21 protein-coding genes are annotated in these 23123 nt (G+C 34.6%); 14 read left to right on the top strand and 7 right to left on the bottom strand.

Annotated elements, in window-relative coordinates:
* Nucleotides 1-24 precede the first annotated feature (24 nt).
* The 3 genes from RMN97_RS10085 to RMN97_RS10075 form a co-directional block, all read right to left on the bottom strand.
* Nucleotides 25-2211: a M12 family metallo-peptidase gene (locus RMN97_RS10085; RefSeq protein ID WP_309614394.1), complete on the bottom strand. Its 2187-nt coding sequence runs from the start codon at nt 2209-2211 to the stop codon at nt 25-27.
* A gap of 82 nt (nt 2212-2293) precedes the next feature.
* A complete protein-coding gene (locus tag RMN97_RS10080; protein WP_309614393.1) occupies nt 2294-2653 on the bottom strand; it encodes a YraN family protein in 360 nt (119 codons plus the stop codon).
* A gap of 87 nt (nt 2654-2740) precedes the next feature.
* Nucleotides 2741-3637, bottom strand: coding sequence for an LD-carboxypeptidase (locus tag RMN97_RS10075; RefSeq protein ID WP_309614481.1), 897 nt, complete (start codon nt 3635-3637; stop codon nt 2741-2743).
* Between the two features lie 290 nt (nt 3638-3927).
* On the opposite strand from RMN97_RS10075, the gene metG reads away from it, so the two are divergent.
* From metG to RMN97_RS10060, 3 genes are all read left to right on the top strand, one after another.
* The gene (metG, locus tag RMN97_RS10070) at nt 3928-5985 is read left to right on the top strand and encodes a methionine--tRNA ligase (protein ID WP_309614392.1); all 2058 of its coding nucleotides are present in this window, start codon (nt 3928-3930) and stop codon (nt 5983-5985) included.
* Between the two features lie 62 nt (nt 5986-6047).
* Complete coding sequence (locus RMN97_RS10065; RefSeq protein ID WP_309614391.1) at nt 6048-6566, top strand: ferritin; 519 nt, start codon at nt 6048-6050, stop codon at nt 6564-6566.
* 227 nt (nt 6567-6793) lie between these two features.
* On the top strand, nt 6794-7480 hold the full coding sequence (locus tag RMN97_RS10060) for an HAD family hydrolase (RefSeq protein WP_309614390.1): 687 nt from the start codon (nt 6794-6796) through the stop codon (nt 7478-7480).
* A gap of 2 nt (nt 7481-7482) precedes the next feature.
* On the opposite strand, the gene RMN97_RS10055 is transcribed toward RMN97_RS10060, so the two are convergent.
* Both RMN97_RS10055 and RMN97_RS10050 read right to left on the bottom strand, forming a co-directional pair.
* A complete protein-coding gene (locus tag RMN97_RS10055; RefSeq protein ID WP_309614389.1) occupies nt 7483-7956 on the bottom strand; it encodes a hypothetical protein in 474 nt (157 codons plus the stop codon).
* A 202-nt stretch (nt 7957-8158) separates the two neighbouring features.
* Nucleotides 8159-8491 (bottom strand): single-stranded DNA-binding protein, encoded by a 333-nt coding sequence (locus RMN97_RS10050; protein ID WP_309614388.1) that lies wholly within the window; start codon nt 8489-8491, stop codon nt 8159-8161.
* A gap of 202 nt (nt 8492-8693) precedes the next feature.
* Between RMN97_RS10050 and RMN97_RS10045 the strand changes: the two genes are divergently transcribed.
* From RMN97_RS10045 to RMN97_RS10020, 6 genes are read left to right on the top strand one after another with little or no spacing between them, the layout of a single operon-like run.
* On the top strand, nt 8694-10220 hold the full coding sequence (locus RMN97_RS10045) for a bifunctional GNAT family N-acetyltransferase/carbon-nitrogen hydrolase family protein (RefSeq protein WP_309614387.1): 1527 nt from the start codon (nt 8694-8696) through the stop codon (nt 10218-10220).
* A 23-nt stretch (nt 10221-10243) separates the two neighbouring features.
* Nucleotides 10244-10594 carry a hypothetical protein gene (locus RMN97_RS10040; protein WP_309614386.1) on the top strand — a complete coding sequence of 117 codons (351 nt, stop codon included), beginning with the start codon at nt 10244-10246 and terminating at the stop codon, nt 10592-10594.
* A 10-nt stretch (nt 10595-10604) separates the two neighbouring features.
* Nucleotides 10605-12992, top strand: coding sequence for a M20/M25/M40 family metallo-hydrolase (locus RMN97_RS10035; protein WP_309614385.1), 2388 nt, complete (start codon nt 10605-10607; stop codon nt 12990-12992).
* A 59-nt stretch (nt 12993-13051) separates the two neighbouring features.
* A complete protein-coding gene (locus tag RMN97_RS10030; protein WP_309614384.1) occupies nt 13052-13564 on the top strand; it encodes an ORF6N domain-containing protein in 513 nt (170 codons plus the stop codon).
* Nucleotides 13506-14378, top strand: a complete 873-nt coding sequence (locus RMN97_RS10025) for an SDR family oxidoreductase (protein WP_309614383.1) — start codon at nt 13506-13508, stop codon at nt 14376-14378. The genes RMN97_RS10030 and RMN97_RS10025 overlap by 59 nt, the downstream gene beginning before the upstream one ends.
* Nucleotides 14375-14623 carry a CBU_0592 family membrane protein gene (locus RMN97_RS10020; RefSeq protein ID WP_309614382.1) on the top strand — a complete coding sequence of 83 codons (249 nt, stop codon included), beginning with the start codon at nt 14375-14377 and terminating at the stop codon, nt 14621-14623. Before RMN97_RS10025 ends, RMN97_RS10020 begins: the two co-directional genes overlap by 4 nt.
* Nucleotides 14624-14649: 26 nt before the next feature.
* Here the strand turns inward: RMN97_RS10020 and RMN97_RS10015 are convergent, their stop codons facing one another.
* The gene (locus RMN97_RS10015) at nt 14650-16704 is read right to left on the bottom strand and encodes a M13 family metallopeptidase (protein ID WP_309614381.1); all 2055 of its coding nucleotides are present in this window, start codon (nt 16702-16704) and stop codon (nt 14650-14652) included.
* A gap of 139 nt (nt 16705-16843) precedes the next feature.
* Here RMN97_RS10015 and RMN97_RS10010 point away from each other — a divergent pair, with 139 nt between their 5' ends.
* The 5 genes from RMN97_RS10010 to RMN97_RS09990 all read left to right on the top strand — a co-directional run bounded on the left by RMN97_RS10010 (nt 16844) and on the right by RMN97_RS09990 (nt 22460).
* Nucleotides 16844-17518, top strand: a complete 675-nt coding sequence (locus RMN97_RS10010; protein ID WP_309614380.1) for an SCO family protein — start codon at nt 16844-16846, stop codon at nt 17516-17518.
* A gap of 74 nt (nt 17519-17592) precedes the next feature.
* Nucleotides 17593-17829 (top strand): FeoA family protein, encoded by a 237-nt coding sequence (locus RMN97_RS10005; RefSeq protein ID WP_309614379.1) that lies wholly within the window; start codon nt 17593-17595, stop codon nt 17827-17829.
* A 6-nt stretch (nt 17830-17835) separates the two neighbouring features.
* Entirely contained in the window at nt 17836-19932 is a 2097-nt protein-coding gene (gene feoB, locus RMN97_RS10000) for a ferrous iron transport protein B (RefSeq protein WP_309614378.1), read from the top strand.
* A 108-nt stretch (nt 19933-20040) separates the two neighbouring features.
* Nucleotides 20041-22278, top strand: a complete 2238-nt coding sequence (locus RMN97_RS09995; protein WP_309614377.1) for a TonB-dependent receptor — start codon at nt 20041-20043, stop codon at nt 22276-22278.
* Between the two features lie 56 nt (nt 22279-22334).
* A complete protein-coding gene (locus RMN97_RS09990; RefSeq protein WP_309614376.1) occupies nt 22335-22460 on the top strand; it encodes a FeoB-associated Cys-rich membrane protein in 126 nt (41 codons plus the stop codon).
* On the opposite strand, the gene RMN97_RS09985 is transcribed toward RMN97_RS09990, so the two are convergent.
* Nucleotides 22457-23110 carry a metal-dependent transcriptional regulator gene (locus tag RMN97_RS09985; RefSeq protein ID WP_309614375.1) on the bottom strand — a complete coding sequence of 218 codons (654 nt, stop codon included), beginning with the start codon at nt 23108-23110 and terminating at the stop codon, nt 22457-22459. The genes RMN97_RS09990 and RMN97_RS09985 overlap by 4 nt on opposite strands.
* Nucleotides 23111-23123 lie beyond the last annotated feature (13 nt).

Below are 23123 nucleotides of genomic sequence, written 5' to 3'. Positions count from 1 at the left end.
TGAATTATATGGTTCAACCTAAAACTACATTTTCAAAATCTTGAAATTTACTTCTTTATCGTTGATTTTTAATTTAAAGAAATACGTTCCAGTTGCAAATTGAGAGATGTCAACATTAGTACTTAACTCATTCATTTTTTGGTTAAACAACAATTGTCCTTGAACATTATAAACGGCAACTCCAGCAATTGGATCTTTAGAACTAATGGTTACTTTTCCGGTAGTTGGATTTGGATAATAACTATAGTCTAAGAAATTATTGCTTTCTTCTCCTAAAGTTCCTGTGCATGTTATAGTAGCATTCCAGCCGGCAGCAACCGTATTTTGATCAGAAATAAACTCAAAAGTTAATGAGCCGTCGGAAGCTGTTGAATCAAAAGTTCCCGGATTTGTATTTCCTGTTAAACCACCAAATGTTAAATCTGTAGAAAGTACATCTGGACCATTATAGATATATAGAAAATCCCAATTATCTTCAAGATCGAAACTTGAGAAAGTAGCTCTTAATTTTAACCCTGGATTATTTGGTGTCATCGTTCTTATCCAAGACTGCATATCGGTATAATCTCCGGTTATGCCACCTGTATCTGTAAATGGCGTAATTGAACAGTAATTAACTGCCGCAGTGGCAACTATTTTCTCCCTTACAGCTGGCTGTGTATCAACACATAAAGGTCTAACTCTTATATTGTAATAAACATTTGGGTTTAATCCGGTTGCTGTATAGGAATTGGTTGTAACCGTATTCCAAACAGAATTTGACGAAACGGGTCTAACCGAAACTTGCCAAGAAGTTGCAGAACCTATTTCAGTCCATGCTATTTGTACCGAATCTGAAGTAACATTTGAAGTGGTTATATTGGTAACCGTATTTGGACAACTGGTTACACAGTCTGCACTTAAACATGCTCTGGAGTTGACGGCATTTAAAATAACTTGTGCTGGTTGTGATCCAAAACCATTGTTAAAATTAATTCCAACACCACCTACTAAATGGCAATAACTCATTATCGTTCCTTTTACTGATCCGGATGGAATTGGTCCCAAAGCGCAACTTCCTTCTGTAAATCCGGCCTGTGTTCCGCAACCATCTATAGATGTATTGTTACCATTCCAAACACAGGCATGCGTGTGTCTAGAGCCTAAAAGATGTCCGAATTCATGTGTGATAACCTGAACTGTCCATGAAAAAGTAGGTACACTTTCGTAACTAAAATTCACGTCTGAATAGCTATAATTATTCTGAGAACAAAGACCATTAATGGCAACAGCAACTCCGCCTAAACCACCTGTTCCTGATGGCTGAGGATCTATACCTATTAATTGACCAACATCTCCATCAAATACAGGGGAGTTTTGATTAAATGCATTCAAATATGCGTTTGAAGTTGTTCCAATTCCTTCATAAGGATCTGGAATTGACCAAATATAAATAGATTTTAAACCTACCGAAATTCCATCATTAGTGTACAATGTTTGCACATTATTAAAAACGGATGTCATCCAATTAGTTGTGGTAGTGGAGTCACTTCCGTTTTGAACGAATAAATTATTATCTACTTCAAAATACATTGAAACACATCTGGCACTAGTGATGTTTCTGTTAAAGTCACCATTCATTTCAGCCGAATCATCTCCATCCTTTGTATGACAATTAAAGTCGTTTAACACTTTCATTTTGGCATCCGAATAAACGATATAATCTTTTTGATTGTTTACTTTGTCTAATTTACCAACAACTACGTTTCCTAATGCTGAACTGGAAATGATTCCGTTAAACTCGCCATTAAAAAAATTGAATGCTGAAACCGAATTAATTTCTCCTTTTATTATTCCGCGATAGTAAACTCCTTTTTGATAGTTGATGTTTTTTGCTTTATCAGTATCCACATGAAAACCTTCTACAAATGGATTTACTTTATACAAAAGCACAGAAATATTCTGGTTTTGATAGGGTATTTCTAATTCAATTGTTTCATAATGGTTAATGACAACTGCATTGATTTTTTCAAAATTTATTGTTGCCAAAGTTGCTCCATTAACAACTTTGTTTACTTCGCTGTCAATAGTATTTTGAGTTGCAGACAAAACAGAAATTGGTTTAAAGCTGGCTTTTAAGCTCTGTAATTCCGATACTTTTTCCGCTATCTTATTTTGCGCTACTAAATTCGTCAAGCAAAATAATGCGGTTAGTAATAGGTGTTTTTTCATTGGATTGGTTGTTGATTTTTTGTAAAGTTATTGAAATTCAGCATAAAACAAATTTTACACTATAATTTTAAGATTTGTTTACTTAAAAATGGTAAAAAGCATCTTCAATGTGATCTATTTTATAAGTTTTGTCTTCTTTGTATATCGCAATAATGTCAAAGCGAACTTCGGAATCTATTTCATTAGAAACTATGTATTCATTTACGGCTTTGACTAACAATTGGATTTTCTTTGGTTTTACAAAATCTTGAGGCAATCCAAAGTCAATACTTGAGCGGGTTTTGACTTCAACAACTGCAACTATGTTATCTTTTTGAGCAATGATATCAATCTCGGCTTTTTGAAATGTCCAGTTAGTTTCCAGAATAGCATAGCCGTTTTTTTGCAGAAATTCTACAGCTAATTCTTCACCAAATTTACCAAGTTCGTTGTGTTCTGCCATGTAAATAGTGTTCAGTATTCAGTCGCAGTATTCAGTTGTAATGCTTAATGAAACCCTTAATTTCTCTTAACTTCTTAATGTTTAAAATCATTCAAAAATCACTTTACTTTGTTCAGCATTGACTTCCATCGAAACTATTCTCCCAAAAATCAACGCGCGGTTGTCTCTAATATGTCCTGCTGGGAAATTGTAAATGATAGGTATGTTTAATCCTTTAACAGTGTCTTCTATAATTTCGAGAGCATTTCTTCCCCATGGAATATCGTTGTCTTTCATTTCGGTCATGGCACCAACAATTATTCCCTTCAAACTTTGCAAACAGCCGTTGCGTTTTAAGTTCGTCATCATTCGGTCAACGTGGTATAAATATTCATCCAAATCTTCGATAAACAATATTTTATCATTGCAATCGATCGCTGATTCAGAACCTAACAAACTGTATAAAATAGAAAGATTTCCACCAACCAATTCGCCTTTGGCTTTGCCGTTATGATTTAAAGCGTCACAATCTATAGTGTATTGCAATTTGTCTCCGAACAAAGCTGCACACAACGAATTTTTAGCTTCATCTGTCGCTCTCGGAATGGCGACTGGCATCGTTGCGTGCAACGACTCAATTCCCATTCGGTTCAAATGACTATGCAAAACGGTCACATCGCTAAAACCAATAATCCATTTTGGGTTTTGTTTGAATTTGGTAAAATCCAATTTATCGATAATTTTTACCGTTCCATAACCACCGCGAACACACCAAATTGCTTTGATGTTTGGATTGTCCATTTGCTTTTGAAAATCTTCTGTACGTTGTTCTTCAGTTCCTGCCAATTGATAATAATCTAAACCAATTGTGTTTCCGATTTTTACCTTCAATCCCCAACCTTCGAGCAAATCAATAGTTGGTTTTAAATTGTCGTCAATGTTTTTTCTTGCGGTAGAAACTATGGCAACGGTGTCGCCTTTTTGCAGATAAGCTGGTGTAATCATCTTTTTTTGAGAATGAAGATTTAAAAAGAATAAAGATAATAGAATATAGAATATAGATTTTTTGTTCATTTTTGAAAATGATATGAGCAAATATAATCAAATTATAGTTTAAGAAAACCAATGCCATAGCCCAGATTGCAACGGAAATACTTTTTGGATTACCCGAAGCGCAGCGTAGGGAAATCAATGCAGCGCAGCGAAATGACAAAAAGATTGCAGTGTAAAGCTGGAAATAGCTTCAAATAAAAAAGCTATTGCTTATTTTTGCAAATTACATACTGAATTTTATCATGTTAGAAAATCCAAAAAGATATACCATCACAGCCGCGTTGCCTTATACCAATGGCCCAATTCATATTGGTCATTTGGCGGGCGTTTATGTGCCATCTGATATTTATGCCCGTTATTTAAGATTACAAGGAAAAGATATTGCCTTCATCTGCGGAAGCGATGAACACGGTGTTGCCATTTCAATGAAAGCCAAAAAAGAAGGCATTACACCACAACAGGTTATTGATAAATACGACGGAATTATTCGTCAGTCGTTTATCGATTTTGGAATTTCATTTGATAATTATTCGAGAACATCATCCAAAATTCATCACGATACGGCTCAGGAATTTTTCAGAAAATTATATGATAATGGCGATTTCATTGAAGAAGTCACCGAACAATTGTATGATGCCAAAGCGGATCAATTTTTGGCCGATAGATTTGTAACCGGAACGTGTCCAAAATGTGACAATCCCGAAGCTTATGGCGATCAATGCGAACGTTGTGGTTCGACTTTGAATGCAACAGATTTGATTAATCCAAAATCAACAATTACAGGCGATACGCCAATTTTAAAATCTACAAAACACTGGTTTTTGCCATTAGATAGATACCAAGATTTTTTGCAAAAGTGGATTTTAGTTGACCATGCTAAAGACTGGAAGGTAAATGTTTTGGGACAAGTAAAATCATGGTTGGATGATGGTTTGAAACCTCGCGCCGTGACGCGTGACTTAGATTGGGGAATTGATGTTCCTGTTGAAGGTGCCGAAGGAAAGAAATTGTATGTGTGGTTTGATGCGCCAATTGGTTACATTTCTGCTACCAAAGAATGGGCAGCAAGAGAAGGGAAAAACTGGGAAGACTATTGGAAAAAAGACGATACTAAACTCGTTCATTTTATTGGGAAAGACAATATCGTTTTTCACTGTATCATTTTCCCGGCGATGTTGAAAGCTGAAGGCACTTATATTCTACCTGATAACGTTCCGGCAAATGAGTTTTTGAATTTGGAAGGAAATAAATTGTCAACCTCGAAAAACTGGGCCGTTTGGCTTCATGAATACTTACAAGATTTCCCGGAAAAGCAAGATGTTTTGCGTTATGCTTTAACAGCAAATGCTCCAGAAACAAAAGACAATGACTTTACGTGGAAAGATTTTCAAGCTAGAAACAATAATGAATTGGCTGCCGTTTTTGGTAATTTTATCAATCGTGTGGTGGTTTTGACTAATAAATATTATACCGGAATTGTTCCGGCTCCAAATGAATTTAATGATGTTGACGCACAAACCTTAGCCGAATTAAAAGCCTATCCTGCTGTAATTTCAAGTTCGATTGAACGATACAGATTCAGAGAAGCACAAGTTGAATTGATGAATGTGGCGCGTTTGGGAAATAAATATTTGGCCGATGAAGAACCTTGGAAAATGGTAAAAATCAATCCGGAAAGAGTGCAAACACAAATGTATGTGGCGCTTCAAATTTCGGCTGCATTACAAGTTTTATGCGAACCATTTTTGCCGTTTACAGCAAACAAATTAGCAACCATTTTGAATAGTAAAAATCTAGGTTGGAATTTGGTTTCTGAAACATCCGATTTAATTCCTGCTGGTCATCAAATTGGTGAAGCGGAAATACTTTTCGCCCAAATTGAAGATGCCGAAATCCAAAAACAAATAGAAAAATTAGAAGCTACCAAAACATCAAACGCGATGGAAAATAAAGTAACCGAACCTCAAAAACCAACCACAACATTTGAGGATTTTGCAAAATTAGATTTGCGTGTTGGAACGATTGTAGAAGCCGAAAAAATGCCAAAAGCCAACAAACTTTTAGTTTTGAAAGTGGATACAGGTTTGGATGTTAGAACCATAGTTTCCGGAATTGCAGAACATTTTTCTCCTGAAGAAGTTATCGGAAAGCGCGTGACGGTTTTAATAAATTTAGCACCAAGAGCTTTGCGTGGTGTTGAAAGTGAAGGCATGATTTTAATGACCAATAATGCCGAAGGGAAGTTGGTTTTTGTAAATCCGGATGCTGATGGTGTTGATAATGGTGCTTTGATTAGCTAAAAACAATACCGACATACTAAGAAGAAGCAATTTATTTTTAACTTTATGAAAAATTAGAAACTATGTTATCAAAAAATATAGAAGCTGCATTAAACAAGCAAATCCGCATCGAAGCTGAATCTTCACAGGTTTATCTATCAATGGCTTGTTGGGCAGAAATACAAGGTTTAGAAGGTGTTGCGCAATTTATGTATACCCAATCTGACGAAGAGCGTATGCACATGTTAAAGTTAGTAAAGTATGTTAACGAACGTGGCGGACACGCAATGGTAACCGACTTAAAAGCACCAAAAACTTCTTTCGGAACTATGAAAGAAATGTTTGAAGAACTATATAATCATGAGTTATTTGTTTCCGACTCTATTAATAAATTGGTTCATGTAACCTTTGAAGAAAAAGATTATGCGACACATAACTTTTTACAATGGTATGTTGCTGAACAAATTGAAGAAGAAGCTCAAGCAAAAACCATTTTAGATAAAATTAATTTGATTGGAGATGACAAAGGCGGATTATATTTATTTGATAGAGATATTCAACAAATAGTCGTTAAAAGTTCTATTGGAATCACTAATAATTAATCCGAATTTCACTCATTTTGAGTAATAAAGAAAAACATAAGGCCAAAAAGAAGACCGAAAAAGTGCTTCTTAAACTCCACAAAATTGCTGAAAATTGCAAGTCAGAATGTTGTGAGAAATATAAAAAAAGGAAAGTAAACGCTGCAAACGTTGCCCAATGTTTGACTTGCTGAAAAAATATAAAACTCCTTCTTTGTGATGGAGTTTTTTTTACCAAAACAACTACTATGAATTTAAAAGTAATTGCCTTCGATGCCGACGACACTTTGTTTGTCAATGAGCCTTATTTCCAGGAAACAGAACAAAAATTCTGTGGTTTGATGAGTAGTTATTTGTCCCATCACAGTTTATCACAGGAATTGTTTAAAACCGAAATTGACAATCTAGATTTATATGGTTATGGAATAAAAGGATATACGCTTTCTATGATTGAAGCAGCAATGAAAATCTCTAACAATACTTTGTCTATTGAAGTTATTGGGGAAATTATTGAATTGGGGAAAGCATTGTTACAAAGACCTATTGAACTTTTAGATGGTGTAGAAGAAACACTAAAAGCACTTCAAGGGAAATACAAACTGATTGTGGCAACCAAAGGCGATTTGAAAGACCAACAAAGAAAACTTCACGACTCCGGACTTGGCCCTTATTTTCATCATATTGAGGTGATGGCGGATAAACAAGAATTAAATTATGAGAAACTCTTAAAGCGGTTGGAAATTGAGTCAAAAGAATTTTTTATGATTGGGAATTCTTTGAAGTCGGATGTTTTGCCAGTATTGGGCATTGGCGGTTATGCTGTTCATATTCCGTTTCACACGACTTGGGAACACGAAATAATTAGTCATACCGTAAATCATCCTAATTTTAGAACGTTGGAAAAAATATCGGATGTGTTAGAGATATTATTATAGTTTTAATTTATAAAAGTCCAATTAATTCCATCGCTGATAATAATTACTGTTTTTAGAGCAGAATTAAAAGGCATAGTTAATGGCGCTGAAGTATTAGTACTTGAATTTTTTGAAAAAAACAATCCGCCCAAAGTATAGATTAATGCGTCAACAGAATTGGAAATATTCCTTAAAACATAAATCCTTCCAGGAACATTAACCGCATTTGGCAATATAAATTCCTGATTTCCTGTAGTTGGTGTCAATGATATATAAACCCCGTCAGAAATTGGTGTAGCACTTAAACTTGGCCCACCATTAAGTGATCCCGAACCAGCAACCAACGCATTAAAAATTCCAATCTCTTTTACATTTAAATTCCCATTAATATCTAAGGTACTTAATGGCGTTGTAGTATTAATTCCAACTTGGGAAAAACCAAAATTTGCAGTGCAAACGACTGCAATTAAAATCAGTATTAATTTTAATTTATTCATGGCTTTGTTCTTGTTTGGACTTTTTTGACATTTTAAATGTAACTAAATTGTTGAACAAAAGCCACTTAACTGATTTTAAATTGACACCGAAAACGTTTGCGTGTTGACAACTTTATGTTTATTACGTTAAAAGATTACGATTTTGGCAATAAAAAAACGGCAAAATTTTCACTTTGCCGTTTTTCATTGGTATTTGAAATTATTATTTCCCCAATAAAAGAATGTCATTGGCAACTACTTCTGTGATGTAACGTTTGTTCCCATCTTTGTCGTCATAACTTCTGTGTGTTAGTTTCCCTTCTATGGCAATTTCTTTGCCTTTGGTTACATACTTTTCGATGATGTCAGCTACTTTTCCCCAAGCACTTACACGGTGCCATTGGGTTTCTTCTACTTTTTCACCTTTGTCATTGGTGTAATACTCATTAGTAGCGATAGTGATGTTGGCTACTTTTTTTCCTGCGTCAAACGTTTTGATTTCAGGTTCTTGTCCTACGTTTCCGATTAACTGTACTTTGTTTTTCATTGCATTCATGGCGTTTAAAATTTAAATGTTATTGTTATTTTTTTGTTTTCCGTTACCTGTTATGAGTTTTCTGTTTCTCATTTCCGACGATGCAAAGTTGTGACGACTTTCAAAAATTATTCGGTAACTAACCATTTACTTTCGGTTGTAATTGTTTGTAACCGTTTGTAAATGGATATTATTTTTCTATCTTTATCAAAATTAGCGTTTTATGCAAACAGAAATAAATAAGGTTGAACTCCGAAATTTACGTATTGAAGACTATAAAGAATTGAAAAATTCCATGATGGAAGCTTACAGCGAATTAGAAAACTCTTATTGGAAAGAACGTGATATCCAAAAACTGTTGTCTATTTTTCCTGAAGGACAATTGGTAATTGTAGTCGATGATAAAGTTGTAGGCTCTGCACTCTCATTAATCGTAGATGAAGACACTGCGAATAAAAAACATAATTATGCGGAGATTACCGGTAATAATACCTTTTCCACTCACGATCCTTTAGGTGATGTGTTGTATGGTATTGACGTCTTTATTCATCCAAAATACAGAGGGTTGCGTCTTGGAAGACGACTTTATGATACCCGCAAAGAATTGTGCGAACAATTAAATCTTAAGGCAATTGTATTTGCAGGAAGAATTCCAAATTACACTAAACACCACAAGGAGATTTCACCGAAAATATATATTGAAAAAGTCCGTCAGAAAGAAATATACGATCCTGTACTTTCTTTTCAATTGAGCAATGATTTTCACGTTATAAAAGTGATGCAAAATTATCTTGAAGGTGACAAAAACTCCAAAGAATACGCTGTCTTATTAGAATGGAATAATATTTATTATGATAAAAGTCCAAGATTAATAAACATAAGAAAAACGGTCATTCGAATAGGTTTAGTCCAATGGCAAATGCGACCTTTGGCTAATTTAGAAGCTCTTTTTGAACAATCAGAGTTTTTTATCGATGTAGTATCAGGTTACGGAAGTGATTTTGCTCTTTTTCCGGAACTATTTATAGCTCCATTAATGGCCGATTATAATCATCTTTCTGAAGCTGATGCCATAAGAGAGATTGCTAATTATAGTGAGCCGATTCGTAAAAAATTTTTAGAATTTGCCATATCCTATAACATCAATATCATTACCGGAAGTATGCCTCACCTTGAAAATGGTGTTTTATACAATGTGGGCTATTTGTGTAAACGAGATGGAACATTTGAGATGTATACCAAAATTCACATCACTCCAAATGAAGTGCTCTATTGGGGAATGAAAGGTGGATCGGAAATTAAAACATTTGACACCGATTGCGGAAAAATTGGAATTATGATTTGCTACGATGTAGAATTTCCTGAATTATCACGATTAATGTCTGATCAAGGCATGGAAATTTTGTTTGTGCCTTTTTTAACTGACACGCAAAATGGCTACACACGAGTAAAACTTTGTGCCCAAGCGCGCGCTATCGAAAACGAATGCTATGTTGCCATTGCAGGTTGCGTTGGTAATTTGCCAAAAGTAAATAATATGGATATTCAGTATGCTCAAACAGCCGTTTTTACACCTTCAGATTTTGCATTTCCAAGCAATGGTATAAAAGCTGAAGCAACTCCAAATACTGAGATGACCTTAATTGTTGATGTCGATTTGGACTTGTTAAAAAAGCTTCACGAACACGGAAGTGTCAGAATTCTGAAAGACCGAAGACACGATTTGTATCAGATTAAAAAGTTGAAATAAATGTAAATTAAATTACTTTGGGTATGGATAAAACCTGTTTAGAATGTGGCGAAAAAATTGTAGGTCGCGAGGACAAAAAGTTCTGCAGTGATGGTTGTCGCAATGCCTACAACAATAAAATAAACAAAGACAGCACAAATTATATGCGAAACATCAACAACAAGTTACGCAAAAATTACCGAATTTTGTCAAACCTCAATGTGGAAGGGAAATCAAAAACCACCAAGACCAGACTGTTAAGCAAAGGTTTTGATTTTGATTTTTTTACCAACATACTAAATACTGGAACTGGCAACACTTATTATTTTGTGTATGACCAAGGTTATCGATTTTTGGATAACGATTTTTATATGTTGGTAAAAAAAGAACATTAATTTTATCTTAATGAGAAAAAATAATACTTCCATTAATTCCCTACTCGTGCTTGTGGCTTTGCTATTCGGTATTTTCTTCTTCATGATGCCTCAAAGTTATGACCAGACTGAAGCACCACTTTCGGAGTTTTCTACTAAAAGAGCTTTGGCAAGCGTAAAAGAAATTTCGAAAAAACCTCATTTTGTTGGTTCCAAAATACACGAAGTTATTGCCAATTATCTTCAAAAAGAATTACAAGATTTGGGTTTAGAAACATCGATTCAGGAAGGTTTTACCATGACTGAAAAAGGAACATTAGTCAAATCGAAAAATATCATTGCCAAGATTAAAGGTTCAAAAAACACAAAAGCATTATTGCTGCTTTCACACTATGATTCGGCTCCACATTCGTACTCGAAAGGTGCTAGCGATGATGCTTCGGGCGTTGCAACAATTCTCGAAAGTGTTCGTGCTTATCTGCATAATAAAACACCGCATAAAAACGACATCATTATTCTGTTTACTGATGCCGAAGAATTGGGTTTGAATGGCGCGGCACTTTTTGTGACGCAACATAAATTGGCTAAAGAAGTTGGTTTGGTTTTGAATTTTGAAGCACGCGGAAGTTCCGGCCCAAGTTATATGCTGATGGAAACCAATGACGGAAATGCCAAAATGGTGGATGCGTTCAAAGCTGGAAATGTGAGTTATCCAGTTTCCAATTCGTTGATGTATAGCATTTATAAAATGTTGCCCAACGATACCGATTTGACCGTTTTCAGAGAAAGTGGAAAAATTCAGGGATTCAATTTTGCCTTTATTGACAGTCATTTTAACTATCACACAGCACAAGATAAATATGAAAATCTTGATCCGAAAACCTTGGCACATCAAGGAAGTTATTTATTTCCATTGTTGAATTATTTTTCGAATGCCGATTTAACCAATTTTAATTCTGTCGATAACAAAGTTTATTTCAATGTTCCGTTTAGTTTTGTGAGTTATCCTTTTGGATGGATTTTCCCGATGCTGATTGTAGCTTTTGGCTTGCTTTTCCTATTTGTTTTTGTTGGTTTGGGTAAACGTGCTTTGCGCTTGGACGAAATCATTAAAGGATTTGTTCCCCTTTTTGGTTCACTTGCTACGGCAGGTTTAGTGACTTATGTTGGTTGGAAATTACTGCTCAATTTTTATCCGCAATACAACGACATTCTTCACGGATTTACTTATAACGGTCACGATTACATCTACGCATTTGTGAGTTTGACTTTAGCGATTTGCTTTTTGTTTTATCATAATGATGGTAAACGGAATCCGGAAATGAGTCAGATGGTGGCGCCATTATTTGTTTGGTTACTTATCAACCTTGGGATTGCTTTTAAACTGCAAGGCGCTGGATTTTTGATAATTCCGGTTATTGCCAGTTCGTTGATGTTAGGCTTTTATGTGCTTACGCAAAAATCGGGTTGGGTTTTAAATTGTCTTTTAGCAATACCAACGCTGATAATTTTAGTGCCTTTTATACAAATGTTTCCTATTGGTTTAGGATTGAAAATTCTTTTTGGAAGTGCTGTTTTAACTGTTTTGACTTTTACGCTTTTGTTACCCATTTTTGGTTCCTATGTCAAAAAAGGAATTTGGGCCATATTTTTCATTTTGGTTTCGATTGGATTTTTTATCAAAGCGCATCAAGCTTCTAGTTATACTAATGAAAAAGGGAAGCCAAATAGCTTGGTCTACATTTTAAATGCTGATACAAACACTTCGAATTGGGCAACCTATGATACCAATCTTGACGAGTGGACGAAAATCTATTTAGGTGAAAAACCAAAAGCAGCAACAGCTATAAATTCGAATAAATTGTATAGCAAATATGGTTCGCAATATACTTTTATGGCTAATGCACCGGTGAAGAATATTCCCAAACCAACAATTGAATTCGTTCGGGATACTGTTAAAGGAAATCTGCATTTGTACAAAATAAAAATCACTCCAAACAGAGGCGTAAATCGTTATGATATTTTTGTAAACAACGATTCTCAAATCAATAATCTGAAAGCTAACGGTGTACAATCTATAGATTTTAAGAGCAATATTACTTCGAAAACATCGGACAAATTGTTGACCTATTATGTTGTAGATAATCTTCCGTTAGAATTGGAATTCTCAATTTCAAATTCACAAAAACTAGATTTGGAATTAGTGGAAAGCTCGTTTGATTTACTTGCAAATCCTTCCATAAAAATGATTCAAAGAAAACCGGGAATGATTCCAACCCCTTTTGTTTTGAATGATGCCGTGATTATCAGACAGAAGATAAAACCTTCGCCAAAAATTCCGATTGAAACGCCGGCAATGAGAAACTATTACGAGCGAAAAAGAGATACTTTGAATGTTGCTGTTGATAGTTTGAGATAAATTTAATTTAAATAATTATAGTTATATTCGTACATTAGCGGCTAATAAAAGTATGGATAATGAAAGTTGCTACTTTACAATCTAAAATATATGAAATTCATAATCTCAAAGTTATGTTAGACTTTGACTTAGCTGAGCTTTATGAAATACCGACAAAAGCATTAAATCAAGCTGTCAAACGGAATTTGAAAAGATTTCCTTCCGATTTTATATTCCAATTAACTATTGAAGAGTGGGCTAACATGCGGTCACAAATTGTGACCGCATCTCAAGAAAAAAGAAATATAAAAACAACTCCTTATGCTTTTACTGAACAAGGTGTTGCGATGTTAAGTGGTATTCTCAATTCTGATATAGCTATTAACGTTAATATTGCCATCATGCGAACTTTTGTAATGATAAGAAAGCACGCGATTGAGCATAAAGATTTCAATGAAAAATTAAATGTTTTAGAAACTAAATACGATAAAAAGTTTGGCGATATTTATGAAGCATTAAATTATCTACTTCAAAATGAAGAGACAGAAAAGAAACAGAAAGAAAGAAAACAAATTGGCTTCAAAAAACAATAATCAAATCTCTATTTTAGGTTGCGGTTGGCTGGGTTTGCCTTTGGCAAAATCATTACTTGAAAACGAATTTTCGGTAAACGGTTCGACGACTTCTTTGGAAAAAATATCAGTATTGGAACGTAATGGAATTCAACCTTTTCAAATTGAATTATCAGAAACCGAAATAAAAGGAGAAATCGATTCGTTTCTTGCAACTTCTGAAATTCTGATTATTGATATTCCACCAAAACTGCGAAGTGCTTCAAGCGAAAGCTTTGTCAAAAAAATTCAAAATCTGATTCCGTTTATCGAGAAATCGAAGATTGAAAAAGTTGTTTTTATTAGCTCAACTTCCGTTTATGCAGATAATAATTCGGTTGTCACGGAAGCAACAAAGCCAAATCCTAATACGGAAAGTGGAAAACAATTAGCGCAAGCAGAAAACCTTTTGCAAGGCAATCCAAATTTCAAAACTACAGTAATTCGATTTGGCGGATTGATTGGTGAAGACCGACATCCAATACATTTTTTGGCGGGACGAAAAAATATCGAAAATCCGGAAGCGCCAATCAATTTAATCCATCAAATTGATTGTATCGGAATCATTGAAAAGATTCTTCGACAAGCTCAGAATGACAATTGGGATTGGAACGAAACTTTCAACGCAGTAGCGCCATATCATCCAACTCGAGAAGCCTATTACACTCAAAAAGCAATGGAACTACATTTACCTTTACCTGAATTTGACCAAACTAAAAGTTCGGTTGGAAAAACAATTTTGAGTGATAAATTGGAAAACGTTTTCGATTATAAATTTCAAAATACAACCTTATGAACACAACTGACATAATTGGAACAATTGGCGTTGGATTAATCTTGATTGGATACTTTTTGAATATCTTTTCATTAATAAAAAAAGATGGTGTTTTGTTCTATGTTTTGAATATTCTTGGTGGAATCATTGCGTGTTTTTCTTCCTATCTGATTCGATTTTGGCCTTTTGTCATTCTTGAAGGAACTTGGGCAATAATTAGCGTAATTGGATTACTAAAAAGCATAAAAAAACCTCAAGTATCTTGAGGTTTTTATTTATAATTTGAATTCGATTACCAAATTTTAACTCTTTTGCTTGGCTCAACATACATTCCATCTCCTTGTTTGATATCAAACGCATTATAGAACGTATCCAAGTTTAACAAAGGCACATAAGCTCTGTACATTCCCGGTGAATGCGGATCCGTTTTAACTTGATTTTTCAAAGCTTCATCACGCATTTTGCTTCTCCAGATAGTTGCCCAGGAAATAAACAAACGTTGCTCCGGCGTATATCCATCGATTAATCCCGGATTTCCATTTTCTTTTAAATACAATTGTAATCCGTCATAAGCGGCGTTAATTCCACCTAAATCTCCAATGTTTTCACCCAAAGTAAATTTCCCGTCAACCTTTGTTCCCGGTAACGGCTCTAAAGCTGAATATTGATCTGCTAAAGCTGTTCCTAATGCTGTAAATTGCGTTAAATCGTCTTCAGTCCACCAATCTACAAGATTCCCTTCTGCATTATATCTTGAGCCTTCATCGTCAAAACCATGCGAGATTTCGTGACCAATAACGGCTCCAATTCCACCATAATTTACTGCTTCGTCCGCTTTATAATTATAAAAAGGAGGTTGTAAAATTGCTGCCGGGAAAACAATCTCATTATAAGATGGATTGTAATAGGCATTGACAGTTTGTGGAGACATTCCCCATTCTGTTTTGTCTACTGGTTTTCCTTGTTTCTCTAAATCCTTTTTCCAATTCCATTCCGATGTATTTCTCACATTTTCAAAAAAGCTACCTCCTTCGTCCGGACTTTTAATTGCTAAAGCTGAATAATCTTTCCACCGGTCAGGATATCCAATTTTAATTGTTAGACTATTTAATTTTTGAATCGCTTTGGTTTTGGTTTCCTCCGACATCCATGTCAAATTGTTGATTCTGTTTTCATAAGCGCGCATAACATTTTTAATCATTCTAGCTGCTTTCCCTTTTGCTTCCTCCGGAAACATTTTTTCAACATATAATTTTCCCAAAGCTTCTCCAACAGTTCCATTAACTACTTGAAGTGCTTTCTCATGACGAGGTCTTTGTTTCAAAGCACCGGTTAATGTTTTCCCGTAAAATTCCCAATTTGCTGTTTCAATATCAGTTGATAATGTAGCTGCAGATCCTCTCAACAACATCCAACGCATATACTCTTTCCAATCCTCAACTTTATTATCCGTGAAGATCTTTTGTAAAGCTGCCATATAACGTGGCTGACTTACGATAATAGTATCTAATTTTTTGAATCCAACTTCTCCTAAATACGTATTCCAATCAATAGCCGGAACCATTTTTTGTAAATCAGAAATCGCTGTTGGATTGTATTGTTTTCTGGCATCTCTTCGTTCAACTCTGTCCAATCTTGGGCTTGACATTGCTGTTTCTAAAGCTAAAATTTTAGCCGCATTTGCTTTCGCTTGTTCTGGTTTTTCATCTAAAAACTGCAACATTCTTGCTACATGAAGAATATATTTTTCTCTTTTTTCTTTAGAATCTTTATCGTCAGAAACATAATAATCTCTATCCGGTAATCCTAATCCTCCAGGGCCAAGACTTACCACATTTCGGTTGCTGTTTTTATCATCCGCTCCAATTCCAACGCCAAAAAAACCAACGCCACCACCTTTTGATTCTTCCTGCATCATCAATTTTTGCAAATCAACTATGTTTTTAACCGCATCAATTTTTGCTAAATACGGACGTATAGGATCAATCCCGTACTTGCTTCTTGCTACTGTATCCATAGCAGCTTTATACATATTTATGGCTTTCCCTTGATCAGTATTTGAGCCATATTTTGGATTTTTAGCAGCTTCGTTTAAGATAGCCAATGCATCTTTATCCGTGTTTTGACGCAATTCATCAAAACTGCCCCAACGCGTTTTATCTGCTGGAATTTCTGTGTTTTTTAACCATGTTCCATTTACAAACTTAAAAAAATCGTTTTTTGGACTTACAGCTTTGTCCATCAAAGACAAATTAATTCCTGGTGTTTTTTGTTGTGCATTGATTTGAAAAGCAATTGTAAATACAACTGCTGTCAACAATGTTTTTGAAAGAATAGTGAACTTCATAAATAGTTGGTTTATTTTTTTGTGATACAAATTTATTCTTTCTGATGAAAGAAACTTTTTTTTAACAAAAATATATGTCTTAATTGTTTTTGAAATGTTACAATGAATGAGTTGCTTTTGTACTTTTGCAAAAAAAAGAATGCTTGATATCATAAAGAAATACAGAATTTTCATTGGAACTTTTGTGATTTTTTCTATCATAACCATCACTTTGTTTTACAATGTTTTAAAACCAAGTAAAAAGCTTCCCATCTATAATCCTTCAGACGTCAATCCCGAATTAGTAGATTCAACTGTTCAGTATATTGCCCGAGAACATACCATTGACGACTTCTCGTTTATCAATCAAAACGGAAAAGTAATTACGCAAAAAGACTATGAAGGTAAAATTTATGTTGCCGATTTTTTCTTCACAACCTGTCAATCCATTTGCCCAATTATGACCACTAATATGGTAGATGTTCAAAAAGCAATTTTGAATAATCCAAAGATAATGCTGCTCTCGCATACGGTAACTCCGGAAATTGACAGCGTTCCTGTTTTAAAAAAATATGCTCTCGAAAAAGGTGTTATTGATTCTAAATGGAACTTGGTTACCGGCGATAAAAAAGAAATTTACGCAATAGCGCGAAAATCCTATTTAGCAGTTAAATTGGGCAAGCCAAACGAATTATACGATATGGTTCACACCGAAAATTTTGTTTTGGTCGATGCTCAAAAAAGAGTTCGCGGTTTTTATGACGGAACCAAAAAAGAAGAAATCAGTCGACTAATTGACGATATTAATTGGCTTTGCGAAAATGATAAAAAGTAGTTAAACTGACATTTATCATTTAATACTCTCATTTTATGCTTACTTTTGTAATCTTAATTCAATCTAAATAAGCATTGAAAACCACTGTTGATTTATTACAAATTGGAGACATCGCCACAATCACTAATGTTGATTTGGACAAAATTCCGCTAAAGCTTTTAGAAATGGGTTGTTTCCCAGACAATACCGTGGAGATTATCCAAATTGCACCGCTTGGCGATCCCATTTATTTGAATGTAAATAATGGTTCTCATTTGGCTATTAGAAAGGAAACAGCTCGTGAGATTGAAGTTGAAATTCGGCAGAAATAAGTAAACATGAGCATCCAAAACATCAATGTTGCCTTAATTGGAAATCCAAATACCGGAAAAACTTCGGTGTTCAACCAATTGACCGGATTAAAGCAACAAGTTGGAAATTATCCCGGAATTACCGTTGAAAAAAAATTGGGCTTTTGTAAATTAACCAATACAATCAAAGCAAATATTCTTGATTTACCAGGAACGTATAGTCTGAATGCAAGTTCTATTGATGAAAACGTCGTTATCGAATTATTGCTCAATAAAAACGACAAGCTCTTTCCTGATGTCGCGGTTGTAATTTCCGATGTTGAAAATTTAAAAAGAAACCTATTACTTTTTACACAAATAAAAGATTTAGAAATTCCGACTATTCTTGTCATTAACATGGCGGATAGAATGAAGCCAAAAGGAATTTCGCTCGATGTTACACATCTTGAAGAAGAATTAAAAACCAAAATTGTTTTAGTTAGTACGCGCAAAGGATATGGAATTGATGACCTTAAAAACCAAATCGTCGCTTACAAATCCTTATCAACGGAACCTTGTATGAATGCATCGAGCATTGATGAAGAGTATTTCAATAAACTCCGACATGCATTTCCAAATCAGTTGTTATATAAACTTTGGCTGGTGATTACACAAGATGTGAATTTTTTGAATTTGGAGCGAAATGAAATCCGAAATTCTTTTACAAAATCGCATTCCGATTTAAAACGTTTGCAGCAAAAGGAAACCATAAAACGATACCAATTTATCAATGATACTTTGAAAATTGGGCAAACTATTGACTCAACTAACGCTAAAGATTTACGTTCCAAATTAGACAAAGTGCTAACGCATAAAATTTTTGGTTACGCTATTTTCTTTGGGATTTTGCTGTTGATTTTCCAATCTATTTTTGATTGGTCGAGTTATCCGATGGATTTTATTGACGCCACTTTTGCCGATTTAGCGAATTTTGCGAAAACGCATCTTCCTTCAGGAGAATTTACCAATTTAATCAGCGAAGGAATCATTCCCGGAATTGGTGGAATCGTAATTTTCATTCCGCAAATTGCGTTTCTTTTTCTCTTTATTTCTGTACTCGAAGAAAGTGGTTATATGAGTCGCGTTGTCTTTTTGATGGACAAAATCATGCGGCGTTATGGACTCTCTGGCAAAAGTGTCGTGCCTTTAATTTCGGGAACCGCATGTGCAATTCCGGCAATTATGAGTGCGCGAAATATTGAAAATTGGAAAGAACGTTTGATTACCATTTTGGTTACACCTTTTATAACTTGTTCCGCACGTTTACCGGTTTATGCCATCTTGATTGCTTTGATAATTCCCAACAAACGCTTATTTGGATTTTTTAGTCTGCAAGGCGCTACTTTAATGATCTTGTATCTTTTGGGTTTTGGAATGGCGCTTTTTTCGGCCTATATTTTAAATAAAATTTTAAAGGTTAAAACCAAATCGTACTTCGTTGTTGAAATGCCAAATTACAAATTGCCGCTTTTAAAAAATGTTGCAATTAACGTAATCGAAAAAACAAAATCATTTGTTTTTGGAGCAGGAAAAATCATTTTGGCAATCTCAATAATTCTCTGGTTTTTAGGTTCGCATGGTCCAAAGGAAACTTTTGGAAAAGCAGAAAAACTGATGAATGAAAAATTTAAATATGTTTCCGACTATCGAATTGTCGAAAACGAAATTAGTTCATACAAACTAGAAAACTCCTATATCGGAATAATTGGAAAATCGATTGAACCAGTCATAAGACCTTTAGGCTACGATTGGAAAATTGGAATAGCTGTGGTTACCTCCTTTGCAGCTCGTGAAGTTTTTGTCGGAACATTGGCGACCATTTACAGCGTTGGAAGTAAAAGTGATGATGACTCAACCATCAAAAACCGAATGGAATCTGAAGTACATGAAGACGGCAGAAAAGTATTCAACTTTGCAACTGGTGTTTCGCTGCTTTTATTTTATGCTTTCGCGATGCAGTGTGCCAGTACGCTTGCAATAACTAAGAAAGAAACCAATTCTTGGAAATGGCCAATGGTTCAGTTGGTTTTTATGAGTGGATTTGCTTATATAACTGCGCTAATTGCGTATCAACTTCTAAAATAATCTTCTTCAAATTATTAGTTTAAAAATAATTTTTAAAATTATTATTTATATTTTGTCTAAATAAAAATAAATTATATTTTTGCTGCGTAGAATTAATCTAAATAACTCATGCGCCCATTTTATTCACTCCTTTCTGTTTTATTCATTGCGAATTCGTTAAAAGCTCAAGACAACTTTGAAAATGAATTAAATGACACCATCAAAAAACTTAGTCCAGTAATTATTGTTACCAAACAACAAAGCCCTGAGCGAATGCCAGAGACCAAGGACAATGTTTTATTCTCAGGAAAAAAAAATGAAGTCTTAAATCTTTCCAGCATCAATGGAAACTTAACAAACAACAACGCGCGTGAAATTTTTGCAAGAATTCCCGGTGTTACCGTTTGGGAAAATGAAGGCTCTGGTTTGCAAATCAATTTGGGAGTTAGAGGTTTAAGCCCAAATAGAAGTTGGGAATTAAATACACGTCAAAACGGTGTCGATATGTCCGCTGATGTTTTTGGTTATCCTGAGGCTTATTATAATCCACCATTAGAAGCAGTGGAAACCATCCAAATGGTTCGTGGTGGCGCATCTTTACAGTTTGGACCACAATTTGGCGGAATGCTCAATTATGTATTGAAAAGAGAAAAAGATAAACCATTTTCGTTTGAAACCCAAAACACAGTTGGAAGTTATGGAATAGTAAGTTCGTTTAATGCCATTGGTGGCAAATACAAAAAATGGTCTTATTACCTATATAATCATTCACGAAGTGCAAAAGGCTGGCGAGAAAATAATCGTTTTCAAGCTAGAAATACGCATGCTTTTGTGGAATATCGTTTTTCTGAAAAAACAAAAATTTCAGCCGAATACACGAATTCTGATTATGAAATGCAACAACCTGGCGGTTTAACTGATGCGCAATTTGAAGCGAATCCAAGACAATCAACTAGAACACGAAATTGGTTTGGTGTTCCATGGAATATTTTTGCTGTAAATTTTGATACAAAAGTAAACTCCAATTTTGATGTCAATGTTAAAGCTTTTGGACTTGTTGGTGAGCGAAATAGCGTAGGTTTCACCGCTGCTGCCAATGTGGAAGATGCCATTAGCACTTCGACTAACCAATACGCGAATCGAAGATTAGATTGCGACACCTATAAAAATTTAGGGATTGAAAACCGAAATTTATACCGTTACAAATTGGGCAACACAACTCAAAATCTTGCTTTTGGTATTCGTTTATACCAAGCCAACACCAATCGTTTTCAGAAAGGAAAAGGAACTACGGGAAGCGATTTCGATATGACAATCGAAGGAAAATATCCAACAGATTTGGAATTTACCACAAAAAACGTAGCACTTTTTTCCGAAAATCAATTTAAAATTACAGATAAATTTAGTGTAACTCCAGGATTCCGTTATGAGCATATTAACTCAACGGCCGAAGGTAGAATCGACATCGTTTCTGGAAATGATGTAAACTTTGACAAGAAAACTGTTGTTAGAAATAAACCGCTTTTTGGTCTTGGTTTCGAATACAAATTGAGAAATACAAACTTTTATGCTAATATTTCTCAAGCGTTTCGCCCGGTATTATTTAGCGATTTAACTCCCGCAGCAGTCATTGATGTTGTTGATCCAAACTTAAAAGATGCGAGCGGTTATAATGCTGATTTGGGGTATCGTGGAGTTTATAAAAGATTTCTAAATTTTGATGTTAGTGTTTTCTATTTAAGTTATAACAACCGCGTTGGCGGCGTAAGACAATATATTAATAATGACCCAAGTCAAGGAACCTATTTATTTAGAACAAATTTGGGAGAAACTCGCAATAAAGGAATAGAGAGTTTTGTGGATTTAAATATTACAAAATTATTTGACATTGATAAGCCTTACGGAAACTTGGATATATTTGCTTCGATGTCCTTTATTGACAGTAAATATGTTGATTTTAAAACCACGACGACATCGGGTTCAGCTCCAAATATTGTAATTAACGAAACGAATCTCGCTGGTAATCGAGTTGAAAATTCGCCGCGATATATTCACAATTTTGGAATGTCATGGGGAAATAACAATTTTTCGGCAACAGTGCAATATAAAATATCTGGAAGGATTTTTACCGATGCAAACAATACGGTAACTCCGTCTGCAAATAGTCAAACAGGTGTTTTAGATGGTTACAAAATTGTAGATTTTTCATCAGAATATAAATTCCTGAAAAATTACAATCTTCGAGCTGGTGTTAATAATGTATTTGATAAAAATTATGCTACTCGCCGTTCTGGTGGATATCCTGGGCCAGGAATTTTGCCTGGAGAAGGTAGAACATTTTATATATCAATTGGCGCAAAATTTTAAGCTAATTAAAACCTAAAAGGTTCTCTAATACATGAGAACCTTTTTACATTTGTAGTATGAAAATTCAAGAAGTATTAGTTTATCTAACAGTAATTGTTGCCATTGCTTTCTTATTTAGAAAATTTATTTTTGGGAAAAAGTCAAAGAAAAACTGTGGTGATGATGATTGTGGTTGTCACTAAATAATTTTTACATAAAGATTATTAGCTATTATATTTGAAACAGTAACTATATTTTCCTCCACTTTTATTCGCAATGACAAATCAAATTCTTCTTTGGCTAAAACAACAATTTTAGAACCTAAAGTGATTTGATTTTTATCCAAATATTTTAAAAATTGCGTAGACGAATCTTTTACACCAATACAAATTCCGGTTTGGTTTTCATAGAGTTCAGCCAATACTAATTTTTCTACTTTATTGATTTTCCCTTTCGAATCCGGAATTGGGTCGCCATGCGGATCTTCGGTTGGATTACCCAAAAAATCATCCAGTTTATTGATTAGTTTTTCCGATTTTATGTGCTCTAATTGTTCTGCAATATCATGAACTTCGTCCCAAGAAAACTGCAATTTATCTACCAAAAAGACTTCCCACAAACGATGCTTTCTAACAATCATTTTAGCGGATAGCTTCCCTTTTTCTGTCAATAAAACGCCTTGATATTTTTTGTAAACTATTAATTCTTTTTCGGCCAATTTTTTCAGCATATCAGTTACTGAAGAGGCTTTGGTTTCCATTTTTTCGGCAATGGCGTTGGTACTTACCTCAACTCCGGAAGCAGCGGTAATATGGTAAATGGTTTTTAAATAATTCTCTTCTGAAAAAGTCATAGTATTATATAAT

Origin of the sequence: Flavobacterium sp., from assembly GCF_031381455.1 — a bacterium.
Taxonomy (GTDB): domain Bacteria; phylum Bacteroidota; class Bacteroidia; order Flavobacteriales; family Flavobacteriaceae; genus Flavobacterium.
This window is presented reverse-complemented; position numbering and strand designations above follow the sequence as displayed.